This window comes from Paenibacillus caseinilyticus (assembly GCF_027533645.1).
Lineage (GTDB): Bacteria > Bacillota > Bacilli > Paenibacillales > NBRC-103111 > Paenibacillus_G > Paenibacillus_G caseinilyticus.
The window spans coordinates 196,002-220,943 of sequence record NZ_JAQAGY010000004.1 but is presented as its reverse complement, the minus strand read 5'-3'; the positions used below and the strand labels follow the sequence as shown (position 1 = coordinate 220,943).

Here is a 24,942-nt window from a genome sequence, read left to right as displayed (position 1 = left end):
ATGCAAGGGCCGAACAATGAAACACTATGGAGATGCTCCTGATTCGCCTCCATATGGATTCAACGACTCATCGGACTATGCTGGTCCTCAGTCTGCCGGCAGGCGGCGCATACAGCGTACAGTAAGGCTATGTCGAGAAACAGGAGGAACCGCATGAAACGCAAGAAAACCTATGCCATCGTCGGGGCCGGCGGGAGAGCGCGATTCTTCTACTCGGCGATCGCGGCGGAATACAGGGACACCTCGGAGCTGCTCGCGCTGTGCGATGTCAATCAGACCCGGATGGATTATGCCAACCGGCAGCTCACGGAGAAATACGGCTGCCCTGCGGCGGCCACCTACAAGGCGGAGGCATTCGACGACATGCTGCGCCGGGAGAAGCCGGATACGGTGATCGTCACTTCCGTAGACCGGACGCATCACACCTATATCATCCGCGCGCTGGAGATGGGCTGCGATGTCATTACCGAGAAGCCGATGACCGTAGATGAGACCAAGTGCGCCGAGATCTTGGAGGCCGTCCGCAGAACCGGCGGCAGGGTGCGCGTCGCGTTCAATTACAGGTATGCGCCGCACCACACGAAGGTCCGGGAGCTGATCGGGCAAGGCACGATCGGTGACGTGTTCTCCGTCCATTTCGAATGGCTGCTGGGCACGAAGCACGGGGCCGACTATTTCCGCCGGTGGCACCGGGACAAGCGGAACAGCGGAGGGCTGCTCGTCCACAAGTCGACCCATCACTTCGATCTCGTCAGCTATTGGATCGGCTCGGCCCCCCATACCGTATTCGCCTTCGGGGATCTGCTCTTCTATGGACGGGAGAATGCGGAGCGGCGGGGCGTGACCCGATTCTATGACCGGGCAACGGGCAATCCGCTGGCCGCTGACGATCCGTTCGCCCTTCACCTGGACCGCAATGGACGCCTCAAAGCCATGTATCTGGATGCGGAGCATGAGGACGGCTACCACCGGGACCTCAGCGTCTTCAGCGACGGAATCTCCATCGAGGATACGATGGGGGTGATGGTCCGATACAAGAGCAGGGCCATCCTCACCTATGCCCTGAACGCCTACAGTCCCTGGGAAGGATACCGCATAGCGATCAACGGCAGCAAGGGACGGCTGGAGATGGAGATTATCGAGCAGTCCTATGTGAATTCGGGCGGGGACAAAGCGCTGGAGGGAGCGCTCAAAAACAAGTCGCTCCGGATCTGGCCCATGTTCGGTGCCCCGTACGAAGTGGAAGTGGAGCAGGGCCAAGGCGGTCATGGAGGAGGCGACACGGCGCTGCTCCGGGATCTGTTCGGCGAACCGGCGGAAGATCCATACCGCCGGGCAGCGGACCATGTGGACGGCGCGCGGTCGATCCTCGTCGGTATTGCGGCCAATCAAGCGATCCGTACGGGCCAGCCGGTCCGCGTGGACGATCTCGTCAGACTGTAACGTAGAGAATCGCAACTCAGTATTAGGATCAACTTCAAAGGTGGGAGATGTCTATGAGGAAGAAGCTGCAGGGCGGGGTATGGCCAACCATGCTGACGCCGTTTACACAAGATGACCAAGTGGACTATGAAGCGCTCGGCCGGCTGGTCGACTGGTATATCGGCAGAGGCGTCCACGGGTTGTTCGCGGTCTGCCAGTCCAGCGAAATGTTCCGGCTGTCGCTCGGAGAACGTGCGGGGATTGCCGAATTCGTCGTGAAGCGCGCGGCGGGGCGTGTACCCGTGGTCGCATCGGGGCACATCTCCGATTCGCCGCATGACCAGGCCGCCGAGCTGACCGTGATGGCTGGTACGGGCATCGATGCGCTGGTGCTGATCACGAACCGGCTGGCCGCCCCGGAGGATTCGGACGAGGTGTTCGCAGAGCAGCTGCAGCGGCTGATTGAACAGCTGCCCCAGAATCTGCCGCTTGGCTTGTACGAATGTCCGTATCCCTACAAACGTCTGGTCTCGCCGGAGCTGCTGAAGTGGTGCGCCGACTCCGGCCGGTTCCAGTTCCTGAAGGACACTTGCTGCGACCTCGATACACTGAAGCTGAGGATGGAAGCGGTACGCGGCAGCGGCCTGCAGATCTATAACGCTAACGCGGCGACGCTTCTGGAATCGCTTCCGCTCGGCATCGCCGGATACAGCGGGGTGATGGCGAATTTCCATCCGGAGCTGTATGTCTGGCTGCTCCGCTACCATGCGGAGCGTCCGGAGGAAGCGGCGCAGCTGATGGATTTTCTCTCGGTCGCCGCCTGGGTGGAGAAGCAGCTGTATCCGGTCAGCGCCAAATATTATCTCATGCTCGAGGGCGTACTGGAGCAGTGGTCCGCACGAACAGCGGACGCACGTGAGCTGAGCGCCACATACCGGCTGGAGCTCGGGCAGCTGCGCCGGCTAAGCGACACTTATCGGGGGAGGATTGCCCAATGACCTCAGTACATATCGTAAACCGCCTGCAGGGGAGCATGCCGAAGATCGGCATACGTCCGGCCGTCGACGGCCGGCGGGGAGGCATACGCGAGTCGCTGGAGGAAGTGACGATGGAGCTGGCCCGTGCGGTGGCCGCCCTGCTCACCGGCAGGCTCCGCCATGCGAACGGGCTCCCGGTCGAGTGCGTTATCGCCGACACCTGCATCGGAGGCGTAGCGGAAGCGGCGGCAGCCGAGGAGAAATTCGCCCGTGAAGGCGCCGGGGTCTCCATCACCGTGACACCCTCGTGGTGTTATCCGACAGAGACCATGGACACGGACCCATTCCGGCCGAAGGCGATCTGGGGCTTCAACGGAACGGAGCGCCCCGGCGCCGTGTACCTGGCTGCCGCTCTCGCAGCCCATAACCAGATGGGGCTGCCGGCCTTCGGGATCTACGGGCGCGACGTGCAGGACCTCGGGGACACCTCCATCCCGGATGATGTCCAGGAGAAGCTGCTGCGCTTCGCCAAGGCGGGACTCGCGGCGGCGACGATGCGGGGCAAATCGTACCTGTCCATGGGCTCGGTATCGATGGGGATCTCCGGCTGTATCGCCGATGAAACGTTCTTCCGTACCTATCTCGGCATGCGCAATGAGTATGTCGATATGAGCGAATTCATCCGCCGGATGGAGCGGGGGATCTATGATGGGGAGGAGTATGGCAGAGCCCTGGAGTGGACCCTGGCCAACTGCCGCGAGGGTGCCGACGTGAACCCTGCAGCCCTGCAGCGCAGCCGCCAGCAGAAGGATACCGATTGGGAGACGGTCGTGAAGATGACGCTCATTGCCCGCGACCTCATGGTCGGCAACCCGGCGCTCGAGGCGCTCGGATACGGCGAAGAAGCGCTCGGCCGCAATGCGATCGCGGCCGGCTTCCAAGGACAGCGGGCCTGGACGGACCATTATCCGAACGGGGACTTCATGGAGGCGGTGCTGACGAGCTCCTTCGATTGGAACGGCATTCGTGAGCCGTTCATGCTCGCAACCGAGAATGACACGCTGAACGGTGTCACGATGCTCTTCGGACATCTCCTGACGGATGCCGCCCAGATCTTCGCCGATGTGCGGACCTATTGGAGCCCGGATGCCGTGAAGCGTGTGACGGGCCATGAACTGCAGGGCAGCGCCGCGCACGGTCTCATCCATCTCATCAATTCGGGACCGGCGGCGCTGGATGGGACCGGCACTATGCGCAAGAACGGGCAGCCGGCCATGAAGCCGTTCTGGGAGATTACGGAGAAGGAAGCGCAGGCTTGCCTGGACGCCGTACGCTGGTGTCCTGCCGTAGACTTCTTCCGAGGCGGCGGGTTCTCCACGGATTATACGACGGCAGCCGGCATGCCGGTAACCATGGCGCGGATCAACTTGGTCCACGGTCTCGGTCCTGTGCTGCAGCTCGCCGAAGGAGTGACGGTCGAGCTGCCGGACGAGGTGCACCGGAAGCTCGACGAACGGAGCAACCCGACATGGCCGACCACTTGGTTCGCTCCGGCTCTCACAGGCACCGGCGCCTTCCGCGACGTGTACACGGTCATGAACCACTGGGGCTCCAACCATGCGGCGGTGAGCTGCGGCCATATTGGTGCGGATCTAATCACGCTGGCCTCCATGCTCCGCATTCCGGTAGCCATGCATAACGTACCGCCCGAGAGGCTGCTGCGCCCAAGTGCCTGGGGAGCCTTCGGAACCGAGGAGGGGACGGGTGCCGATTTTCGTGCCTGCGCGGCTTTTGGTCCCCTGTACGGCTAGGTCCACAGGGGAAATCATCCGAAATGCGCACAGTCATCGAACGATTAGCCATATCCAAGGAGCTCTGCCGCTAACAGATGTTGGGCACCACAGGACTTTAACAGCGGCTGGAACCCCATACCCATCCCTCCCCACGTACAAACGTTTGGACAAGCACGCGTAAGGACCGTCCGGGCATCCGGACGGTTTTTCTGATATGTCCGCCGTTGTTTCTGCCGCACGGTAAGCAGCCACCGGTCCAGCACGAGCCTGCACTTAGGTCCAGGAACCATTCTGGACTTCAGCAAGTTACCGCATCGCCTTCTCCGATGTACGATAAGGAAAGCGAAATACCAAATAAAGGAGATGGTGATATGGCTGTGGAGGCAATACACTTGCCGGGGCGTACGGTAGAAAAGGTCCGGCCGCGCGCCAAACTGTTCGAAGGGGAATTCTGGCTGGTGGTCACGGCGCTGCTGGGCTTTCTGCTGGCGGGGGTGTGCGCGGTGTGGATCATGCTGTACGGAGAGAAGGTGGCCCCTGGCGGCAGCATTTCCAGAGCCTTTTCCTTTAATGCGGCGCTGGGCATGTTTATGCTGTCCACGGCGGCGATCATGCCTTATGCCGCGATGGGGGAGCGAGGCAGAGCCTTCTTCCGGTGGTCGTATACCGTACTCGCCCTCTATTCCTACTTTGCAGAGAATGTTCAGAATTTTCGCGGCGTCAATCCCAGATACGTCAAGAACGGCGCGCCCTTCGATGAGATGGTGGGATCCATCTTTGCCACGGTGGCGCTGCTGCTCATCCTGTATTATCTGTATCTCGCCGTCTATTTTTTTCGCCGCAAAGCCTATGTACTCCGTCCGGAGCTGGTCGTGGGCATCCGTTATGCGATCATCGCGGTTCTGATCTCCTTCGCTGCCGGAGTGTGGATCTCAGTTAACGCAGGGAGAATGGTCGGGTCCCACGGCAACCTGATTGTCCTGCATGGCCTTGGCTTCCACGCGCTGCAGGCGGTGCCGGTTGTCGCCTGGCTGACAGAGCGTACCTCCCTTACGGCACAGCGCCGCTTCCAGTTCATCCACATCACAGGCCTGTCCTACTTGCTCGGCCTGGTGGCGGTAGGATGGCAGACTTATCTGGGACACGATGTCTTCGAAGCTTCCGGCCTTCCGGTGGTGATCTTCTGCTGCTTCCTGATCTCCATCGTGGCCGGAGGGATGGTGCTATCCAAAACACCATGGGGGAGCAGAATGCATCACAAGATGCTCGGCGACAAGTAGAGAGGGGGGCGGCCGGCTTCGCATCACAAGACACGGCCGCGGACACGGAACTCTCGGATTTCTCTTGACAGAGATGCAGAAGACGCTCGCACAACTGAATGACAAGATTGAAAGATATGATATGAGAATTCAACCATAGACAGGGGCTGTCCTCCGAAGCCATTGCAGATGATTGAGGGGCGGCCTCTTGCCTGTTCAATTTTATGGAAGTGATGCAACTTTTTGTGCATTCGTGCGTCTATGCCTATGGCCCTCGTACAACCAAAGAGCAAGTTAGAAGAAACCGGGCGGCTTGCATTTATGATATAGTAAAGAGCGTAAAAGGAGGTTAGATCATTGGACAACGTTCATGACAAGGCTAAAGCACCCAGTCTTCTCAAAAATCAGTTTGTACAGACGATTCTGCTATCCAACGTGCTGCTGCAGATCGGCATCTGGGTACGTAATTTTGCCATTCTGCTGTATGTTGCGGAGAAAACGAACAATGATCCTTATGCGATTTCGCTGATTAGTGTTGCTGAGTTCGCGCCGATTTTCGTATTTTCGTTCATTGGAGGGACGTTCGCCGACCGGTGGAGACCGAAGCGTACGATGATATGGTGTGACCTGCTGTCCGCTGTGTCCGTGTTCGTCGTGCTGCTGACGATTCATTTTGGTTCCTGGCAATCCGTGTACCTGGTTGCCTTCATCTCGGCGATCCTCTCCCAGTTCTCGCAGCCTTCCGGGATGCGGCTCTTCAAGCAGCATGTGCCGGAGGAGCAGCTTCAGCAGGGGATGGCGCTGTTCCAGTCGCTGATGGCCATCTTCATGGTGCTCGGGCCGATGCTCGGGACCTTCACGTACAGCACCTTCGGTCTCGAAACCTCCATTGCCGTGATGGGGACGGTATTCCTGCTGTCCGCGCTCGTTCTGTTCCGCCTGCCCGCGGATCAGGTGGAGCCGCGATCAGAGCCCGCCCAGGGTCAGTTCCGCAAGGAATTCATCGAGGGCTTCCGGTATGTCTGGCAGAGCCAAGTGCTCCGGATGCTTGGGCTCGCTTTCCTTCTTGCGGGACTAGCCGTGGGGGTTGCCCAAGCCCTCAACCTGTTTATTGTGACGGAGCGGCTGGGTAGGGAAGAGGACTTCCTGCAGTACCTGCTGATGGTCAACGGAGCCGCCATGCTGATTGGCGGAGGGATTGTTGCCATGTACGCCAAGCGGGTCCCCCCGCAGATGCTTCTTGCCATAGGCATGATCGTCGGAGCCGTGTGCACGGTCATCGTAGGCTATTCCACAAGCGTGCCTCTTACCTTGGTAATTCAGTTTGTGAATGGGCTCGTCTTCCCTTGTATCCACATCGGAATCAGCACCATGATACTGAAATGGTCCCATTCTTCCATTGTCGGAAGGGTGAATGGGGTGCTGAATCCGCTGTTCGTCGGCATGATGGTAGTTTCCATGTCATGCGCGGGGGCGCTGAAGGATGCATTCTCCCTGGTTTCTATCTATACCGGTGCAGGTCTCTTGTTCCTCGTCGGCGCCTTAGCCATGCTGCCGATTATGAACCACAAAGCGCCCGAACACATGGAACCCACTGCGCAAGCACAGTCATGAAAATCGAAAGGCCTCCTGGAAGGAGCTCTGCCGCCAAACAGATGTTTGGCACAGGGCTCCTTTTTGTATGCCGAAATTCCGGTTCGTCTGGTTTCTAGACCCTTTGACCAACAGCGGCTGTCTATCCTTAATAAGCCACTCATTACATGGGGAGATGCAGCCGATAAATGTGAAGTACAAGTCATGCAGAAGGGGATAGAAACGAATGAAACTGCTTAGAAATCTCGGCATTATGAAAAAATTGATGATCCTTATAAGTATCAGCGTGCTGGCACTTGGGAGCGTCGGTTTCTTAGGGGAATATTATATTCGGAAAATGGCAATGAATTCAGAGATCATGTATAAGGACAACCTGATCCCTCTCGGGAAGATCATGCAGATCCGAGTCAATGCGAGGGCGAGTGACGCTTACACGTTAGAGCTTCTGACATCGAAGGATCCGGAGCGGATCAAGGAACTAAAAGATGAGATCGCATCGGCATGGGAAGAAATAGATGGCATGATTGAAGAAATTCAGCATGGCGTATTGACAGATGAGCAGCAGCAATTTTTGAATCAATATAAGATCCATGCCAAAACGCTGAGCGAGAACAGAAGTAAAGTCATCAGCCTTATTGGGGAAAACAAAATCGACGAGGCTTATTCCCTCTACTTGGAAGTGGTTGAGACCAACCGCAAATCCGTGAATGATACCTTAAAAGGACTTCAGCATGCCAACTTAGACAATGCGGGTATCATTAATGTGAATAACCAAGAGAATGTGCACAGCACGAGTCTCTATATCATCTCGATTACGTGTATTGCCCTGGTCGTTCTGATGGGTCTCGGTCTTCTTATCGCCCGGATGATTGTAAAGCCTGTGCGGGAAGTAAAGCAGTTATTGCTTGAGGCAGAGAATGGTGACTTTACGGTGAAGGGAAGCTACGATTCCAAAGATGAGATTGGAGAGTTGACCACTTCCTTTAACCATATGACGGCCAGTCTGCAATCGGTATTCAGTACCGTCCAGGCTTCATCCCATCTGGTTGCTTCCTCTTCTGAGGAATTAAGCGCGAGTGCAGCACAGAACAGCAAGGCCAGCGAGCATATCACTTTAACGGTGCAGGAGCTTGCCGCGGGTACAGAAACACAGGTGGAGAAGGTTGAGCATAGTTCGGAAGCCATCTCGGAGATGACAGGGTATACGAAAACCATCGCCGACAACACGGAGAAGATGAGGAAAGATGTTCTTCACGCTTCCCTAGTATCCACCGAAGGGAATAAAGCAATACTCGAAGTCAGCGAACAAATGAATTCGATCAATGCCAATGTGAACGGTTTATTTGAAGCTGTCAAAAACCTCAACGAGCGCTCCAACGAAATAGAGCAGATCACGAATGTGATCTCGGGCATTTCGGCCCAGACGAATTTGTTGGCACTGAATGCGGCGATTGAAGCGGCCCGGGCAGGAGAGCATGGCCAGGGGTTTGCCGTGGTGGCCAATGAAGTAAGGAAACTTGCCGAACAGTCGAACAAGTCTACAGAGCAGATCTCGCAGCTGATTCAATTGATCCAAAAGGATACGGATCATACGCTTCAAACCATGCAAAAAGCATCGGAAGAAGTTCAGGCAGGGTTAACTGTCGTGAACTCAGCAGGTGATTCCTTCCATAAAATTAATCATGCCGTGAGTGGAGTGGTATCACAAATTGAGGATATTTCCGTGGCGCTTCAAAGGCTGGCAAGTGAGACGGAGCATGTGAATTCTTCGATCATTGAGGTTAGCAGCATTGCTAAGGAGTCCGCTTCAAATTCTCAAAATATCTCCGCAGCCACGCAAGAACAGCTCGCATCTATGGAAGAAATCTCGGCTTCTTCTCAAGCACTTGCTAATTTGGCTGATGAACTCCAAGCCATTATGAGCAGATTCAAAATATAGTACTTTCGTGGCCGCCGGCGAACATGCAGGGCGGCCATGCTGGTAATTAGCCATTGCATTGACATAACACGAATTAACAACAACTTGGATCTTATGGCCGGCGAGCTAATAACCGATACAAAGATTATGGTACAAGGGACCCCGAGAATTAGCGGGATCGAAAGCTGATTAGTAAGCTATAGGGATGATCCGGTAAGGCTTCTTCGCCGCACTTCTTGTCGAATCGCTTATAACTATCATATAATAGAAAATGAATGTATTTCTGTAGGGCATGTATGATATCCAGAACAGGTGTGTGACTTGGTCGTTCCCTGGCTTGCTGTAGCGCCTAAGCTGGAGCGCCTAACATCCTTTCTGCAAATCTGAGGGCATAAGGACGGTAATTATGAGCAGCAGACAAACGAAAACAGACGTGATCTTGATTGGTGCCGGAATCATGAGTGCGACGCTGGGCACATTGCTGAAAGAACTAGTTCCGGACTGGAAAATCACAGTGATCGAAAAGCTCCCAAGCGCGGGAGAGGAGAGCTCTAACGAATGGAACAATGCGGGAACAGGGCATGCTGCATTGTGCGAGCTTAACTACACTGTCGAAAAACCGGACGGATCCATAGATATTAGCAAAGCTATAAAAGTGAATGAAGAGTTCCAGGTATCGATGCAGTTCTGGTCTTATCTTGTCAAAAGCAATCTGATTCGCAATCCGCAGGACTTTATTATGCCATTGCCCCATATGAGTTATGTATTCGGGAAACAAGATGTTACGTATCTTAGAAAACGGTTTGATGCGATGTCTGCCAATCCTCTGTTCCAAGGGATGGAATATTCCGAAGACCCGGCCAAACTGGCGGAATGGCTGCCCTTGATGATGAAAGACCGGACCTCGAATGAACCCGTTGCCGCAACTAAAGTAGACTCTGGAACAGATGTCAACTTTGGTGCTTTAACGCGCATGCTGTTTGATCACCTGAAGAAGAAGAATGTCGAAATTAAATATAAGCATCAGGTGGATGATCTCAAACGTACGGGCGACGGCTCGTGGGAATTGAAGGTACAAAACCTCAATGGGGGAGCTACCGAGCGCCATACAGCCCAATTCGTCTTCATCGGCGGCGGGGGTGGCAGCCTGCATCTGCTGCAGAAATCCGGGATTCCCGAAGGAAGAAGTATCGGTGGTTTCCCGGTAAGCGGCCTATTCATGGCGTGCAAGAATCCGGAAGTGGTAGCGCAGCATCACGCCAAAGTATACGGCAAGGCGAAGGTTGGCGCTCCACCGATGTCCGTACCGCATCTGGACACCCGGTTCATCGACAACCAAAAGACACTGCTCTTCGGACCGTTTGCGGGCTTCTCGCCCAAGTTTCTCAAAACCGGTTCCATGCTCGACTTGATCACTTCCGTAAAACCGCATAATCTTACAACGATGCTCGCGGCGGGCGCAAAAAACATGTCATTGACCAAATACCTGATTCAGCAGGTGATGTTATCCAAAGAACAGCGCATGGAAGAACTGCGGGAGTTTGTTCCGAATGCCAAAAGCGAGGATTGGGAGTTGGTCGTAGCGGGCCAACGCGTGCAGGTGATCAAAGATACGGCTGCCGGCGGCAAAGGGACGCTTCAATTCGGTACGGAAGTGATCAATGCAGCAGACGGCTCCATAGCGGCACTGCTCGGCGCTTCGCCGGGTGCCTCTACCGCTGTTTCCGTCATGCTTGAGATCATCACCAAATGCTTCCCGCAGCATGTCAAAGCGTGGGAGCCAAAAATCAAAGAAATGATTCCTTCCTATGGTGTGCAGCTATTGAAAAACCCGGATCTTATTCGTGATATTCATACTTCTACAGCACGTACGCTTGGTCTAAGCGAGAATGGGCGGGTACAGACGGCACGCCGTACAGTATCCTAATAGAACCAATCCTAATAGAACCAAGCTTGAATTGGGGAACGACTTTTTATCGTTTAAGGGCTCGCAGACATGCGAGCCCTTTTTTTGTTCGAGTCACAGGAGCTGATGAATGCTTCGAAACTGCACGGGCGTCATTCCCTCGTGGCTCCTGAAGCATTTGCTGAAGTAGCTCGTTTGGGAGAATCCCGTTTCCAGTGCGATTTGCTTGATGGATAAGCCCGTCGAAGTCAAAAGGCGTTTGGCCTGCAGCAGCCGGGATTCCAGCAGAAAGTCAGGAAAGGATTTGCCGAACGTCTTGCTGAACTGGCGGCTGAAGTAATGCGGACTGTAACCGGCAATGGCAGCCGCTTGTTCCAGGGTAAACGGCTCTTGGCAATGGGCACGCACGTAGTTGGCAGCGGCACGGATTTTGTCTGCTGCTTGATTCACCGGGACATTGAGCTGTTCAGCCATGGACTGCAGCCTGGTCAGGAGCTCATATAACGTGGAGGCTGCCGCGTATTCATCATTCACCTCATAAGTTCTTCCCAGGTCAAGCAACCGCTGCAGTAAAGCCTCGATCGGTAGATGGTCCGATAGCCCAAAAAGCCAAGGCCCGTCCAGTCCTTTCCCATTGAGCAGTTCCTCCAGACGCTCCCCGAAGAAATGGACCCACCGGATATTCCAAGGATGCCGGGAATCCGAGTGATACGACTGCCTCAAGCCGGGACCGTACAGAAATCCTTGTCCGCGGGTCAACTCGTAGGACTTGCTTTCCGTGTGTAAAAAGCCTCGTCCGTCAAGGACGATGTGTAAATTATAATAGCGGTCCAAATTGTTCTCCGTGGTGGCATATCCGCGATTGACGGAGTGCTCGGGATAGTCGCTGTATCCTCCGATAAAATCGGGGAAGCAGACATGTCTTGGGAAAATCGGCTTGGGAAGGAATATGTGTTCTCTCATAGGCACCTCATGATTTTCGCAATATTTTTATACAGCGTATTCCAGAAGATAAGAATACATATGAATATTTGTACGTACCATGACAATATATTAATATACTTCGCATGATTTTGTCATTTCAATCGGACTCTGCGTCCACTAGAATGGATCTACAAGATCCGCTAGGAGGCAGGTATGGATGGCACAATCGATACATATGGACGAATTAACGCTGGGTGTTTGTTATTATCCGGAACATTGGCCGGAGGAACTGTGGGAGGATGACTTCCGGCGTATGCGGGAGATGAACATATCCGTCATCCGGATGGCGGAATTCGCATGGGCTCTGCTCGAACCGAAGGAAGGCCGATTCGATTTCAGCTTGTTTCACCGGGTGATGGACTTGGCGCACCGCCATGGACTGAAGGTAATCTTGGGAACACCCACGGCGACGCCGCCCGCTTGGTTAACACACCGATATCCTGAAGTGTTAAATGCGAGCAAGGAAGGCGTGCTATACAGGCACGGCATGCGGCGTCATTACAATTACTCCAGTCCGAAATACAGGGAGCTCTGCGGGCGGATCGTACGGAACATGGCGGAGGCTTACAAAGATCATCCCGCCGTCATCGGCTGGCAGATTGACAACGAGCTGAACTGCGAGATCAATCTGTTCTATTCGGACGCCGATCATACCGCGTTCCGGGAATGGCTGCAGGAGCGCTACGGCACGCTGGAACAATTGAACGAGGCTTGGGGAACGGTGTTCTGGAGCCAGACGTATACCGATTGGGAGCAGGTTCATCTTACCCGGCCCATGGTGAATGATTCGCCGAATCCGCATCTGGCGCTGGATGAGAAGCGGTTCATCTCCGCCAATACGATTGCTTTTGCCAAGCTTCAAGCAGATATCATCCGGGAATGCGCACCGCATCACTGGATCACGACGAACGGGATGTTCGGCCACCTCGACAACCATGAGTTGACCGATGAGCACTTGGATTTCTATTCATACGATTCGTATCCGCAGTTCTCGACGGTCTTCCCCGGAAGTGACGAGCACCCGCTGAAAGACCGGGCATGGAGCATGAACCTGTCGGCTGTCCGCTCGGTGTCGCCGAATTTCTGCGTGATGGAGCAGCAGGCCGGCCCCGGCGGCTGGGTGGACCGGATCGGGATGGGCTCTCCGAGGCCGGGACAGATCCGGTTGTGGTCCTATCAATCGGTTCTGCATGGAACGGATCTGCTGGTATACTTCCGCTGGCGTACGGCGACGATGGGCACCGAGATTTACTGGCACGGGATCAATGACTACCATAATCAGCCGAATCGGAGGGTTCGGGAAGTCGCGCAGGTGGGCGGGGAATTCTCGAGGATCGGGACCGCGATTGCAGGTACGGCGTACCAGGCGGAAGTCGCCATCATGCAGGACTATGATAACAACTGGGATGGAGAGCTGGACCAGTGGCATGGCCCGCTGCAATGGCAGAGCCTGCGCTCCTGGTTCAAGCAGCTGCAGTACCGGCATATCCCTGCGGACTTCATCACCTTACGGGCGAAGACGACCCTGGAGGACTTATCCAAGTACCGGGTCCTCGTGTACCCGCACCCGGCGATCATGACGGATGAAACAGCCGAACTCCTCACGAGATACGTGGAACAAGGGGGCAAGCTGTTCTTCGGGGCCCGTACCGGCTATAAGAATCCGAACGGCCAATGCTATATGCGGCCATTCCCGGGACCGGTGGCCGATCTGTGCGGGATCACCGTCGAGGATTACACGTTAATCAAGGGCTCCGTCATGCCGGCAGACCTTCGTTGGGAGGGCAGCCGTCTGCCGGCCGGCACCAAGGCCGCAGCCTTCAACGAGATTCTGAGCGTGGAGCATACGGGCGTGGATGTCGTAGCCCAGTATGCGAGCGAATACTACAAAGGCATGCCTGCCTTGACGCGGCGCGCAGTAGGCCAAGGTCAAGTGTGGTATTATGGCGCCGCATACAGCGAAGAGGTCGTGGATGCGCTGCTGGACGATCTCGGACTGGTCTCCCCGGCTGCTGAGTGGTTCGACGTGCCGGCCGAAGTCGAATTGGGCATCCGGTCTTCAGCCGATGCGCGCTTCGTCTTCTTGTTGAATTACTCGGATCAACCGGTTCGGATCGGCGTGAAGAAGAGTGCTCCAGAGCTGCTCTCCGGAACCACCATGGAGCATGAGGCCGAAATGCCGCCTTATGGCGTCCTCATTTTCGGGCTGCCAGCACCGGTTCCTTCGGAGCTGACATAAGCTGATATACAAAGGAACGCCCTCCTGCAAGCCACGCGGCTTCGCAGTTGAGGGCGTTATTCGTATTACATATATTGATTACATATCGCTATCGAATACGGAAGTTTCCTCGTGCGTCATCCCGGTGGAGGACCGCTTGCGCAGCCTCTCCGAGAATCCGTGTCCCCACACGGAGACCCCGATGAGCACCACGGCAACAAGTACCGACAAAACCAGCGGAGATACGGAACCCGCGATGAGAGACAGCAGCAGGAGAACCATCAGGCCGGTGAAGTAGGGAAGGGCGGCCACGCCAGCCACAATGTATATGAATAGCGCATTTCCGAGCAGGAAGAGTCCCGGCCCGCCCAGCATCACCGCAGCAGTCATCGCCCCGGTATGGCCCGTAGGATGGGCGAGGAGCAGTTCGCCTGCCACGGCGGTTACGATAATGCCGGCAACGAGCAGCAGATGGGTATAGGTGTAAGCCGACCGCGCCAATCTCCCCGGATCGGAGGAGTGCGCGATGTAATCGTGACCGGTCTTGGCGGTCGCATCAAAGTAGATCCACCACAAGGCGACCGTTACCACAAAGGCCGAACCAAAGGCAGCCAGCGTGGAGAAATTCCAGACAGACTCGGCAAACGTGGCCCCCATGAGCAGGATGGACTCTCCCAGAGCGATGATTATGAATAAGCCGCAGCGCTCCGCCATGTGGGATCCTTCCACGTTCCACACCGAAGTCGGTGTTCTGCCAAGACCCGGCACCCAGAAGCCGAGGGAGGGGGCGGCATACTCGAGGAGGATCGCAGCGGTCCATATCGCCAGCCTGGACGAATCCTCCATAGCGCCTCCCGCGATCCATAACACCCCCGACGCGGACAACCAGAGCAAGATCCGGATGAAGTTGATCCGGAGCTCCTTGGCATCTCTGCGCAGCATCCAGACGGTGAATGCGGTCCGTCCTACTTGAAAGACCGTATACGCGCCGGCAAAGTAAAGTCCTGTGGAGGCGAAGGCTTCGGGTATGGAGGCGGACATGATTAGACCGAGCAGCATCAGCACGATGAGCATCAGACGGATCTGCCGCGTCTCGGCATTGAACGAATTGATGACCCAGGCCGTAAAGATCCAGACCCACCATACCGCCATTGTGAGCAGCACCAGCTCTACCGTTCCTTGCATCGTCAAGTTGTCCAGAAACGAATGGGAGAGCTGGGTGACCGCAAAAACAAAAATTAAATCAAAGAACAATTCGATAAAGGAGACCTTGCCCGAATCGATGTTCCCCCTGCCGCGTAGCAAGCCTGCATCCGAAGGCGGCTTCATAATCTATTTCCCCCTCACGTAAAAAAGGACAGCCTGGACTTCAGGACTGTCCTTTTAGTATACCTTATGATCCTTCGTGCCCGCCGAACATCTTGTGGGCGTAGAACACGCCTGCGCCGTAAGCCCCGCTGTGCTGCATCGCAATCTCCATTACGGCATCATAGGTATCCTGTCTTGACCAGTCGCGCTGATATTCAAGAAGCACGGATTGCCAGGTGACCGGAACGGCGCCGGCTTGAATCATCCGCTGAATGGACGTTTGGTGGGCCTCGGTGGTGGTACCGCCGGAGGCATCGGTTACGATATACACCTCATAGCCTTCCTTCAGAGCGGCAATGGTAGGGAAAGCGAGACATACTTCCGTCCACAGGGCGGCAATGATCAGCTTCTTGCGGCCTGTGTTCTTGACGGCAGCTACGAAGTTCTCGTCTTCCCAGGAATTCATGCTTGTACGGTCGATCGGCTTATATTCAGGAAACACCTCCTGGATATGGGGGTGAATCGGACCCGAGAAGCTCTCGGCCGCAACCGTAGTCAAAATAATGGGAGCGTTGAATACCTTGGCTGTTTTGGCCAGACCGACCGTGTTATTGATAATGGTTTGCCGATCGGCGCTCTGCACCCCGAATAACATTTGCGGCTGGTGATCAATCAGTATAATCGCAGAGTTATCCGGCGTGAGCAAATCCTGCTTGTCATTAAACATGTAATTACCCCTACTTTCACGATTAGGTTTACAACAGATCTGAATCATTGCAGCCAGGATCCGCTGTTGTATGTACCCATAATATGGTAACCGTGAACGGCGAACAATGCGCATTTTTCTATACGATCTATAGGTGAAGCTTATATGTACCAGAGCGATCCGGCGGACCAGACCACCGGGAGAACCCATTAGCATTTCCTATGTATGGTATAGTCAGCGCATTATTGATGGATAAGGGGCTTCATTATAAAATGCAGATAACTCTTGAAGGAGTTCACAAGAAAAGAAAATGCTATAGAGGGAAGGGAACGACGATGTGGGGTTCCATGCTGCTTGCTTTAGGGACCGGCCTTATTATTGGAGTTATTTTTCAGTCCCTGCGAATCCCGTCTCCCGCCCCGCCGTTCTTAGGCCTGCTTGGCCTTCTGGGCATGTTCTTGGGACAAAATGCCGTACCGTGGATCAAAGCGTGGTTAAGTCATCAGTAGCCGCAGGTACAGGAACAGAAAATGACCACTAAAGGAGAGGCGAAAGCGTGAACAATGAACCGAGCGTAATCGAGGCCGATCTGTTGATCTACAATGCCCGGATCGTGACGATGGATGAGGCCAAACCGGCAGCTACCGCGGCAGCTATCAAAGGAGACCGCTTCCTCGCCGTTGGCAGCGATGCCGACATCATGCGTTACCAGGGACCGGCTACCCGGATGGTGGACGGGAATCAGCGGCTGCTCATTCCGGGGCTGAATGACTCCCACATCCATCTCATCCGGGGAGGATTGAATTATAATCTGGAGCTTCGCTGGGATGGCGTGCCTTCCGTGGCCGATGCCCTGCGGATGCTGAAACAGCAGGTGGACCGGACGCCTGCGCCTCATTGGGTGCGCGTCGTAGGGGGATGGACGGAGTTCCAGTTCAAGGAACGCCGGATGCCGACACTGGAGGAGATCAACCGGATTGCTCCGCATACGCCCGTCTTCATCCTGAATCTATATCGTCAGGCCTTCCTGAACCAAGCGGCTCTGCGGGTGGTGGGCTATACGAAGGACAGCCCGAACCCGCCGGGCGGGGAGATTCAGCGCGACAGCAAAGGCAATCCGACCGGAATGCTGATTGCCCGTCCCAATGCGACGATCCTGTACGCCACGCTTGCCAAGGGTCCAAGGCTGTCTTACGAGGACCAACTGAACTCCACGCGGCTGTTCATGCGGGAGTTGAACCGGTTCGGGTTGACCAGCGTCATCGACGCCGGAGGCGGGTTTCAGAACTATCCGGATGACTATCAGGTCTTCGAGGAGCTCGACAGGCGCGGGGAGATTACCGTCCGGACGGCCTATCATCTGTTCACGCAGCATCCGAACCAGGAGCTGGAGGATTTTCAGTCGTGGACAGCCACGTCGGAGCCTTACACCGGAAGTCCTTACTACCGGCATAATGGGGCCGGCGAGATGCTCGTATACAGCGCTGCCGATTTTGAAGACTTCGTCGAGCCCCGGCCGGAACTGCCGGCCGTATTGGAAGATGAGCTGTACGGAGTGACGCGCCACTTGGTTAGTAAGCGCTGGCCGTTTCGTCTCCATGCCACGTACGGCGAGTCGATCTCCCGGTTCCTGGATGTATTCGAACGTGTCAATAAGGATGTTCCGTTCAAGGACACGCGCTGGATTCTGGATCACGCCGAAACAATTCAGGAGAAGGACCTGGAGCGTGTCGTCGCGCTGGGCGGCGCTATTGCCGTACAGAACCGTATGGCCTTCCAAGGGGAATATTTTGTGGACCGGTACGGCGCAGAAGCGGCGGAACATACGCCGCCGATCACGAAGATGCTGACGGCCGGCCTGCATGTGGGCGTGGGGACCGATGCTACGAGGGTAGCCAGTTATAATCCATGGGTCTCGTTATATTGGCTCGTGACCGGCAAAACGCTGGGCGGCCTCCGGCTGTATCCCGAATCGAACCGCGTAGACCGTCATCAGGCGCTTCGCATGTATACGGCGGGCAATGCCTGGTTCTCGAGGGAAGAGGAGGTCAAAGGTCAGATTAAAGCGGGGCATTATGCGGACTTATCCATTCTGACCGAGGATTTCTTCCAGGTTCCCGAAGAAGAGATCAAGCGGATCGAGGCCGTGCTGACCGTCGTGGGCGGCAGAATTGTGTATGGATCGCGGGAATACCAGAAGCTGTCGCCGCCGGCCCCCAAGGCAAGTCCGGATTGGGCGCCGCACAATTTCTTCGGGGGATATTACAGCGGGCCGGAGTATGGCGGGGGCCGTTCGGGGCAGCAGGCGCACGAGCCCCACAAGCTGCACCACCGCGGCTGCAGCCACCACCATGACAGCGGGTTCTGCGACCTGGATTGTTTTGTATTCTAAGGTGAGTGGATCGCTATGAACCGGAAGGGAGGGCTACCATGTCCGATGTGACGATCAAAGTCATTGATAACGGACCGCTTTGCATTACGGGTCAGGTTGAAGTAACGGATGCCGAAGGCAACCGCTTTGAGACCAAAGAAACCTTCATCCTGTGCCGCTGCGGTCTGTCCAGCAAGAAGCCGTTCTGCGATATGACGCACAGAGGCAAGTTCGAAAGCTCGCCCCGGGCGTAGCCGCTTAGTTGATGCGAATGTGACCGTGCAGCAGCTTTACTTAGACTAAACCTCTTTCCTATGGGGTCATCGTCCTTTCTAGTGGGATGATCCCCTATGGAAGAGGTTTTTTATTAGGGTTATTACTCTTAATCAATACTTTTTAGTGATTCCATCATAGGGATTCCATTTACTTTTCTCTTTAGCAGCAAGTTAGCCAGCAGGGTTAGTATGAAGGCAAGAATAATAGAGACCAGGAAGATCGAAGGATGTAATGTATCCGGGATTTGTTGATGGGTACTGGACAGTGCTTTTACAATCATGGCATATACGTAGCCGCTGATCGGCAAAGCCACAATGACCGCGAATGTGGTTAGCAGGCTATTTTCCAAAAATAGAAGCCGGTTTATTTTACTTTTTTGATAGCCTAATACCATAAGGGTTGCAAGCTCCCGATTCCTTTCGTATATATTGATGGACGAGATCGTATAGATGGCGCCAAAGGAGAGGATGACGGCACAAATGATAAACATGATAAAGACAAAACGGTTTTGATTCAACATATATTGAGCTGATTTCTTCAGATCATTCTTATCTGCAATGGTGTCTACATGGCGATCTTTTTCAAAGAAGGTACGAAGACCGATCAGGTCGGCAGGGCTGTTTGCTTTAACGAAAAGCGAGGTTGGATTGTAGTCTATGTCAAAGCTCTTTACATAGGCCGGTGTGCTGTAAAACGACGGATTCGAATACTGTGAGGTGATCTTTAAAACCTTCATATCTACCGTTTTATTGTTATACTCTGGTGCGGTGAACTTGATCTGGATGAGATCTCCCTCCGCAATTTGGTATTTGTCCGCGTAAGATTGAGGGACCAGTACACCGCTATTTTCCAAATAAACCCGGTTATCATGTTCGTCGAAGAAATGAATCAGATTGTTTTCTTTTTCAGTAACAACGAACGTGGCATTTTCTTTGTGATCGCCTAGGGCGTGTCTTCAATCCTCAAACCAGCCAAATCATAGTGGAAGCCAGCTTTAAAAAAGCGATAAAGGTACAGGATAATTTATCGTATCGAGTGGCCAATCGGCGATTATGCTTGAGCTTGTTGAACAAGCATTCGACCAAGTGGCGCTCCTTGAATAACCACCAATCGGTATCGCGCTGAACGGTACGATTTTTACGGCTGGGAATCACCACATGAGCCTGCTTTTCTTCCAGAAGCGCAATGATTTTATTCGTGTCATAACCACGGTCCGCCATAACGTTTTTGCCTTCGACATCAAGGCTTTGCAGGATTTCGTATCCAGCCACGCAGTCGTTGATATTGCCAGCGGTCACTTCGTATTTCAAGGGGTTGCCCAAAGCATCAACCACCGCATGAATCTTGGAGGTCAAGCCTCCCCGCGACCGTCCGATGGCCTGGAATTGCTGCCCCCTTTTGCCCCCGATCCGTGCTGGTGAACACGGACGATGGAGGCATCGATCATGACGCTTTCTGAATCGGGCTCGGCGGCCAGCACATTCAACATCTGATCAAAAAGGCCCGCCTTTTCCCATCGGCGGAACCGCGTGTACACGGATTGCCATGGTCCATAATAATCGGGCAGATCACGCCATGGCGCCCCCGAACGAACAACCCAGAGCATCGCATTCAGCATCTGCCGATTGTCCTTTGCCGGACGTCCTCCTTGCGGCTTCCGTTCTAGAGGCAGAATCGTTTTGACTTGTTCCCACTGATCGTCTCGTTATTCGTATCGTCTTCTCATAAGAATATTTTACCAGAGTACTAGCTTATATTGATAGTTTGAAAACACACCCTAGGATGAGTTCAATAGGAACGGTGGACAAAAAATAGCTGCTGGACATACCGGAGGGGGGCAGATTCATCGAATCAGGGGAGGTTCCCATCGTATAATCCAATCTGTAATCATAGGCATAAACCTCTTCAATCTGATTAGCAACCTTAAGCAAGGCCGTTTGCGTGCCAAAAGCAGTAACCAATAACACCGTGCTTGCCACAATGCCGATGGAGCTCGCCAAAGCTTTTTGTTTATTCAAAGAGATATTTCTCAAAATGAGTTTGTAACGGTAGGGAATGCGACTCCAAATACCCGGAAATCGTTCGATAAACAGCTTTTTCATCTTCTTCGGGGGTTTCGGGCGCATCGCCTGAGCCGCGCGTTCTTTGAGCAGGGTCCTGCCGCTCAAGTAACAGGACAGGATCCCAAAAGCACTGGAGAAGATGAGGGGAGGAAGGATCGAATAATAAGAAAGCGAGAATTGAATCCCGGGCAGAGCGTAGGCCCTTGCATTCGACGCAGTGACTAATGGAATAAATACCATAGCGGCAATGGCACATCCCAGGATGGAGCCTATGATGCCTACCAGTACAGGATATCCCATATAATGAAACATGATGCAGCGGTTAGGAACACCCAGGGCCTTCATCATGCCAACTTGATTTCGCTGAGAATCCATGATCCTCGACATGGCCAGGAACAGGATGATCGCTTCAATCACAAAGAGTACGAGAGGGATCACCTTACTCATTAAGTTATTATTGTATATCGTTTTATGGATTTGAGAATAATTGAAAGTCTGTTCCTTCCTCACTTGGTCTATATAGGCAAGCTGTTTGGATTGCGCTTCAATGGATGCACCTAATTGATCCAGATTGTACCCTTCTTTAGCATCGATCATGATTTCATTATAGGAAAAGCCGTCTGTGACAGCAGGCAGGGCCACTTCGGCAATATAAGCGATGCCGTAGGTTTTATGATCTTGTGTTTCGTTCTTTTTGGCATGTTCCACATTCTCGCACAGCCCGGTAATAGTAAACGCAAGCTTTCTTTCATTCGCACTGATGCGGATTTGATCACCAACATGATATTGATGTTCTCTAGCATAATGGGAATCTAAGATGATCTCATCCTTTTTGGAAGGAATCCTGCCTTCGATCATAGTAGGCGTATTGATTTCATTGTTCACCGGGATCGAATGAATTTTAAGATGAGACTTGCCATCTTCAGAGGCTTGCGTGGCATCAAAGGTATAGCGCGCTTCTATTTTATGGACACCTTCAAGTTTGCTTAAACCGGCCGCATCCTTTTTGGATATTCCACTGTAATATACATAGAGGTCACTTAGATTGTGTTCCTTGAAGTACACCTTCGTATAGGCACTAAGATGATCGCTATAAGTGATCAGCCCCGTGTAGAAAAAAGCTCCTACGGCGATCACCATGACAAAGGCCATACATTGCCCTATCGATTGTTTGATGTCCCTTGCTAATTTCACCCCTAATTTCATCCCTAATTTCACCTCTGATTTCCTCATCACCACTCAATCCCATCTATACTTTGTTTTTCCTCTTGTATTGTAACGCTTTCAATCTTCCCGCTTTTAACCTTGATAATCTTATCGGCCATAGGAGCAATCGCAGAATTATGTGTGACCAAGACGACGCAGGTTTTCGTTTCCCTGTTCAAATCCTGAAGAAGCTGTAAGACGGACTTTCCTGTCACACCATCCAAAGCCCCGGTTGGCTCATCACAGAGCAGCAGCAGGGGGTTTTTGGCAACGGCTCTGGCTATAGCCACTCTTTGTTGTTCCCCTCCAGAGAGCTGGGAAGGGAAGTGATGGAGCCTATTGTTTAATCCGACTTTATCTAATACAGCTTTAGCATCCAGATGGTTTTTAGTTACTTCCGTGGCAAACTCAACGTTCTCGAGCGCGTTCAAATTCGGAATTAAATTATAAAATTGAAATACAAAGCCAACGTTTTCTCCCCGATATTGCGTTAGCTTTTTTTCGCCTAATTTCGTTATGTCTTGATTACCAACTAACACTTGACCGGAGGCAGCCGTATCCATACCGCCGAGTTTATTCAATATCGTACTTTTACCGGCCCCCCTTGCACCCAATATAACGACGAATTCTCCCTCTGCTATGGAAAAATCAACTCCATCGAGCGCCCTGACCGGTATTTCTCCCATACTGTATTCTTTTGTTACCTTTTTGAATTCGATGAACTTGCTCACGTAGCACATTCCTCCCGCGATTCCGTATTATCCCATATATGGAATTACACTTCGTGTCAAATTGATTATACGAAGGCCAGGGAAGGGGAACAACCAACTTCAGTCCCCCCCTGTAACTGGACTAAAGTCGAGGTCAACCGCAAAAAGCACTCCGCTTCCACTGCAGGAAGGGAGTGCCTCTGGTCCGGTTGTACGAAGCCGGTCTCGTTCATGTGATCCTATAACTTCAGTGATGAGGAATCTGGGCTTCCGGGCTGACGCCCTGCCGCTCTTCGAGGCGGATGAACAAGGGAACGAGCATGCTGACCCCGAGCAAAGAAGTTAACGCGAGAAAGGTAGGCAAATAACCTGCCGTATCCACCAGGTAAATGGAGAGGATCGGGCCAAGGGAAGCGCCTATGAACAGCATAAACATGTGGAAGGATACCGCAATCGCCCGTATGTCTCCGGCCAGATGGCCAATCAAGGAGATTAATGCGGGAAGGGTGACCGCAATCCCCGTAATGAATACAACGCTCGTCACCGTCAGGAACGTGATATTCGGCCAGAGCCCCAGTACGCCTAATCCTATGCAGGCTATGAGCAGTCCCAGCCATACGACGTTCTTGACGCCGATTCTTGCAACCAATCTGCCATCGAACGGCGACGCCAGCATGCCGATGATCCCAACCGCACGCACCCACAAGATCTCTTGGTGGCTGAGCCCGAAGGCCGGACTGTTCAAGTAACTCCCGAGGGTAGTAAAGAAACCGACGAGCGAAATAAAGAGCGTGGCGGAGATGATATAGCACAGGGGCAGGCTTTGGCGCTTGAAGATAGCCGTGATGCGCAGAAACGGGGACAGCAGGCTGCCTTCCGTTCGCTGGGGCGCATCCTTCGGAACAAACACAGCCACGAGGACCATCGAGATCAAATACCCTGCGAACAACAGGTAGAATACGTAGGGCCAGCTGAACAGAAGGACAATGGAGCTGCTGTAGAGCTGCCCGGCAATACTCGCCATCAGAAAAGCGGTGCTGATAAAACCGATAATACTGACTCTTTTGGCTGGAGGGAACATCTCCATCGCATACGCGAGTACCGAGGGCGGGAACATGGATGCAGCGAGCCCCTGGAGCGCCCGGAGGACAATCAGATAGGACAAGTCATCAACCGTACCGATCAGCGGTGTGATGACCGTGAGCAGGATCAGTCCCGAGAGCATCATTCTCTTCCGTCCGAATCGGTCGGACAAGACGCCGAAGAACAGTCCGCCACCCGCAAAGGCGAACGAAAAGGCGCTTCCCGCCCAGGCCGCCTCCGAAGGGGAAGCCTGGAACGCCTCGGCGAACAGCTGTACCAAAGGGATCGTTACATAAACGGATGAGACGACAAGCAGGGAGCACCAGAATAAAATTCCCGTCAGGAAAGGGAAATTGGGGGTTCTGGACAAGGTTTCGTTAGCCAAGGTATGCCTCCTATACATCAGAAATGGATTGATCAAATCATGAGTATCCCCATCTTATTCGTTCACATGGCGATGCATCAATAGGAGCCTCTCTATACTTCATATAGAGATTCTCTATAACGTAGTTACCTATATATACAAAAATAAACCCCTATGCTATTGTATGTTTTGCCAAATGACCGAAGGGAGTTTTTATTCATGTCAACACAGCTGCTCGGAGTTTTGAACACGCAAATCGCGAACTGGACGCTCTTATTCACCAAGCTTCACAATTATCACTGGTATGTGAAAGGCCCGCAATTTTTTACGCTTCACCTGAAGTTCGAGGAGCTGTATACGGAAGCGGGTCTGCATGTGGATAATTTGGCCGAGCGCCTGCTGGCGCTGGGCGGCAGCCCGGTAGCCACCCTCCAGGGGGTCCTTGAGATCGCAACGGTGAAGGACGCACGCGGACACGAGAATGCGGAGGAGATGGTCCGCTCCGTTGCCGATGACTTCGGCCTCGTGATCGGCGAACTGAAGGAAGGCATGAGCCTGGCAGCTTCCGAGGGAGATGAGACGACGGGGGACATGCTTCTGGCCATCCACAGTTCTCTCGAGAAGCATGTATGGATGCTTCGCTCGTTCCTCGGCTAGACCGGGATCGTTCGAATGCTGCGGCCCGAATTTTTGATTCCAGATAAGCCTGGGGACACACGTTCCCGGGCTTTTTCTAATTGCCCGGAAGATATAGAATATCCCTATTCCTCCTATAGAAAGAATGG

The 24,942-nt window shown here is 53.7% G+C and carries 18 protein-coding genes and 2 pseudogenes; 12 read left to right on the top strand and 8 right to left on the bottom strand.

Annotated elements, in window-relative coordinates; all coding sequences use genetic code 11:
* The first annotated feature begins 153 nt into the window (after nt 1-153).
* The 7 genes from O9H32_RS08435 to O9H32_RS08405 all read left to right on the top strand — a co-directional run bounded on the left by O9H32_RS08435 (nt 154) and on the right by O9H32_RS08405 (nt 10,889).
* A complete protein-coding gene (locus tag O9H32_RS08435; RefSeq protein ID WP_269865536.1) occupies nt 154-1,443 on the top strand; it encodes a Gfo/Idh/MocA family oxidoreductase in 1,290 nt (429 codons plus the stop codon).
* A gap of 53 nt (nt 1,444-1,496) precedes the next feature.
* Entirely contained in the window at nt 1,497-2,420 is a 924-nt protein-coding gene (locus O9H32_RS08430; protein ID WP_269865534.1) for a dihydrodipicolinate synthase family protein, read from the top strand.
* Nucleotides 2,417-4,210 carry an L-fucose isomerase gene (locus O9H32_RS08425; protein ID WP_269865532.1) on the top strand — a complete coding sequence of 598 codons (1,794 nt, stop codon included), beginning with the start codon at nt 2,417-2,419 and terminating at the stop codon, nt 4,208-4,210. Before O9H32_RS08430 ends, O9H32_RS08425 begins: the two co-directional genes overlap by 4 nt.
* Before the next feature lie 353 nt (nt 4,211-4,563).
* Entirely contained in the window at nt 4,564-5,472 is a 909-nt protein-coding gene (locus O9H32_RS08420) for a hypothetical protein (protein WP_269865530.1), read from the top strand.
* 336 nt (nt 5,473-5,808) lie between these two features.
* A complete protein-coding gene (locus O9H32_RS08415) occupies nt 5,809-7,065 on the top strand; it encodes an MFS transporter (RefSeq protein ID WP_269865528.1) in 1,257 nt (418 codons plus the stop codon).
* A gap of 205 nt (nt 7,066-7,270) precedes the next feature.
* The gene (locus O9H32_RS08410) at nt 7,271-8,983 is read left to right on the top strand and encodes a methyl-accepting chemotaxis protein (protein WP_269865526.1); all 1,713 of its coding nucleotides are present in this window, start codon (nt 7,271-7,273) and stop codon (nt 8,981-8,983) included.
* A gap of 385 nt (nt 8,984-9,368) precedes the next feature.
* On the top strand, nt 9,369-10,889 hold the full coding sequence (locus O9H32_RS08405; RefSeq protein ID WP_269865524.1) for a malate:quinone oxidoreductase: 1,521 nt from the start codon (nt 9,369-9,371) through the stop codon (nt 10,887-10,889).
* A 93-nt stretch (nt 10,890-10,982) separates the two neighbouring features.
* Here the strand turns inward: O9H32_RS08405 and O9H32_RS08400 are convergent, their stop codons facing one another.
* Nucleotides 10,983-11,831, bottom strand: coding sequence for a helix-turn-helix transcriptional regulator (locus O9H32_RS08400; protein WP_269865522.1), 849 nt, complete (start codon nt 11,829-11,831; stop codon nt 10,983-10,985).
* A gap of 178 nt (nt 11,832-12,009) precedes the next feature.
* Here O9H32_RS08400 and O9H32_RS08395 point away from each other — a divergent pair, with 178 nt between their 5' ends.
* Nucleotides 12,010-14,091, top strand: a complete 2,082-nt coding sequence (locus O9H32_RS08395; protein ID WP_269865520.1) for a beta-galactosidase — start codon at nt 12,010-12,012, stop codon at nt 14,089-14,091.
* A gap of 78 nt (nt 14,092-14,169) precedes the next feature.
* Here the strand turns inward: O9H32_RS08395 and O9H32_RS08390 are convergent, their stop codons facing one another.
* Together O9H32_RS08390 and O9H32_RS08385 are read right to left on the bottom strand one after the other, a co-directional pair.
* The gene (locus O9H32_RS08390; protein WP_269865518.1) at nt 14,170-15,399 is read right to left on the bottom strand and encodes a low temperature requirement protein A; all 1,230 of its coding nucleotides are present in this window, start codon (nt 15,397-15,399) and stop codon (nt 14,170-14,172) included.
* A 64-nt stretch (nt 15,400-15,463) separates the two neighbouring features.
* Nucleotides 15,464-16,105 (bottom strand): hydrolase, encoded by a 642-nt coding sequence (locus O9H32_RS08385; RefSeq protein ID WP_269865516.1) that lies wholly within the window; start codon nt 16,103-16,105, stop codon nt 15,464-15,466.
* A 200-nt stretch (nt 16,106-16,305) separates the two neighbouring features.
* Between O9H32_RS08385 and O9H32_RS32865 the strand changes: the two genes are divergently transcribed.
* The 3 genes from O9H32_RS32865 (at nt 16,306) to O9H32_RS08370 (ending at nt 18,709) form a co-directional block, all read left to right on the top strand.
* On the top strand, nt 16,306-16,593 hold the full coding sequence (locus tag O9H32_RS32865; protein ID WP_406627279.1) for a XapX domain-containing protein: 288 nt from the start codon (nt 16,306-16,308) through the stop codon (nt 16,591-16,593).
* A gap of 110 nt (nt 16,594-16,703) precedes the next feature.
* The gene (locus tag O9H32_RS08375; protein ID WP_406627283.1) at nt 16,704-18,476 is read left to right on the top strand and encodes an amidohydrolase; all 1,773 of its coding nucleotides are present in this window, start codon (nt 16,704-16,706) and stop codon (nt 18,474-18,476) included.
* Between the two features lie 38 nt (nt 18,477-18,514).
* On the top strand, nt 18,515-18,709 hold the full coding sequence (locus tag O9H32_RS08370; RefSeq protein WP_269865512.1) for a CDGSH iron-sulfur domain-containing protein: 195 nt from the start codon (nt 18,515-18,517) through the stop codon (nt 18,707-18,709).
* A gap of 128 nt (nt 18,710-18,837) precedes the next feature.
* Here the strand turns inward: O9H32_RS08370 and O9H32_RS08365 are convergent.
* The 5 genes and pseudogenes from O9H32_RS08365 to O9H32_RS08345 all read right to left on the bottom strand — a co-directional run.
* Nucleotides 18,838-19,674, bottom strand: a pseudogene (locus tag O9H32_RS08365) (ABC transporter permease); the annotation flags it as partial.
* Nucleotides 19,675-19,693: 19 nt separating this feature from the next.
* Nucleotides 19,694-20,406, bottom strand: a protein-coding gene (locus O9H32_RS08360; RefSeq protein WP_406627282.1) for an IS5 family transposase whose coding sequence is annotated in 2 segments (ribosomal slippage) — nt 19,694-20,121 and nt 20,121-20,406 — 714 coding nt in all. Because the reading frame shifts where the segments join, the coding sequence is not laid out codon by codon here.
* Nucleotides 20,407-20,506: 100 nt separating this feature from the next.
* A pseudogene (locus O9H32_RS08355) lies at nt 20,507-22,000 on the bottom strand (ABC transporter permease); the annotation flags it as partial.
* A 26-nt stretch (nt 22,001-22,026) separates the two neighbouring features.
* Nucleotides 22,027-22,731 (bottom strand): ABC transporter ATP-binding protein, encoded by a 705-nt coding sequence (locus tag O9H32_RS08350; protein WP_269865509.1) that lies wholly within the window; start codon nt 22,729-22,731, stop codon nt 22,027-22,029.
* A gap of 226 nt (nt 22,732-22,957) precedes the next feature.
* Nucleotides 22,958-24,178 (bottom strand): MFS transporter, encoded by a 1,221-nt coding sequence (locus O9H32_RS08345; protein ID WP_269865507.1) that lies wholly within the window; start codon nt 24,176-24,178, stop codon nt 22,958-22,960.
* A 198-nt stretch (nt 24,179-24,376) separates the two neighbouring features.
* On the opposite strand from O9H32_RS08345, the gene O9H32_RS08340 reads away from it, so the two are divergent.
* Nucleotides 24,377-24,814, top strand: coding sequence for a Dps family protein (locus O9H32_RS08340; RefSeq protein WP_269865505.1), 438 nt, complete (start codon nt 24,377-24,379; stop codon nt 24,812-24,814).
* Nucleotides 24,815-24,942 lie beyond the last annotated feature (128 nt).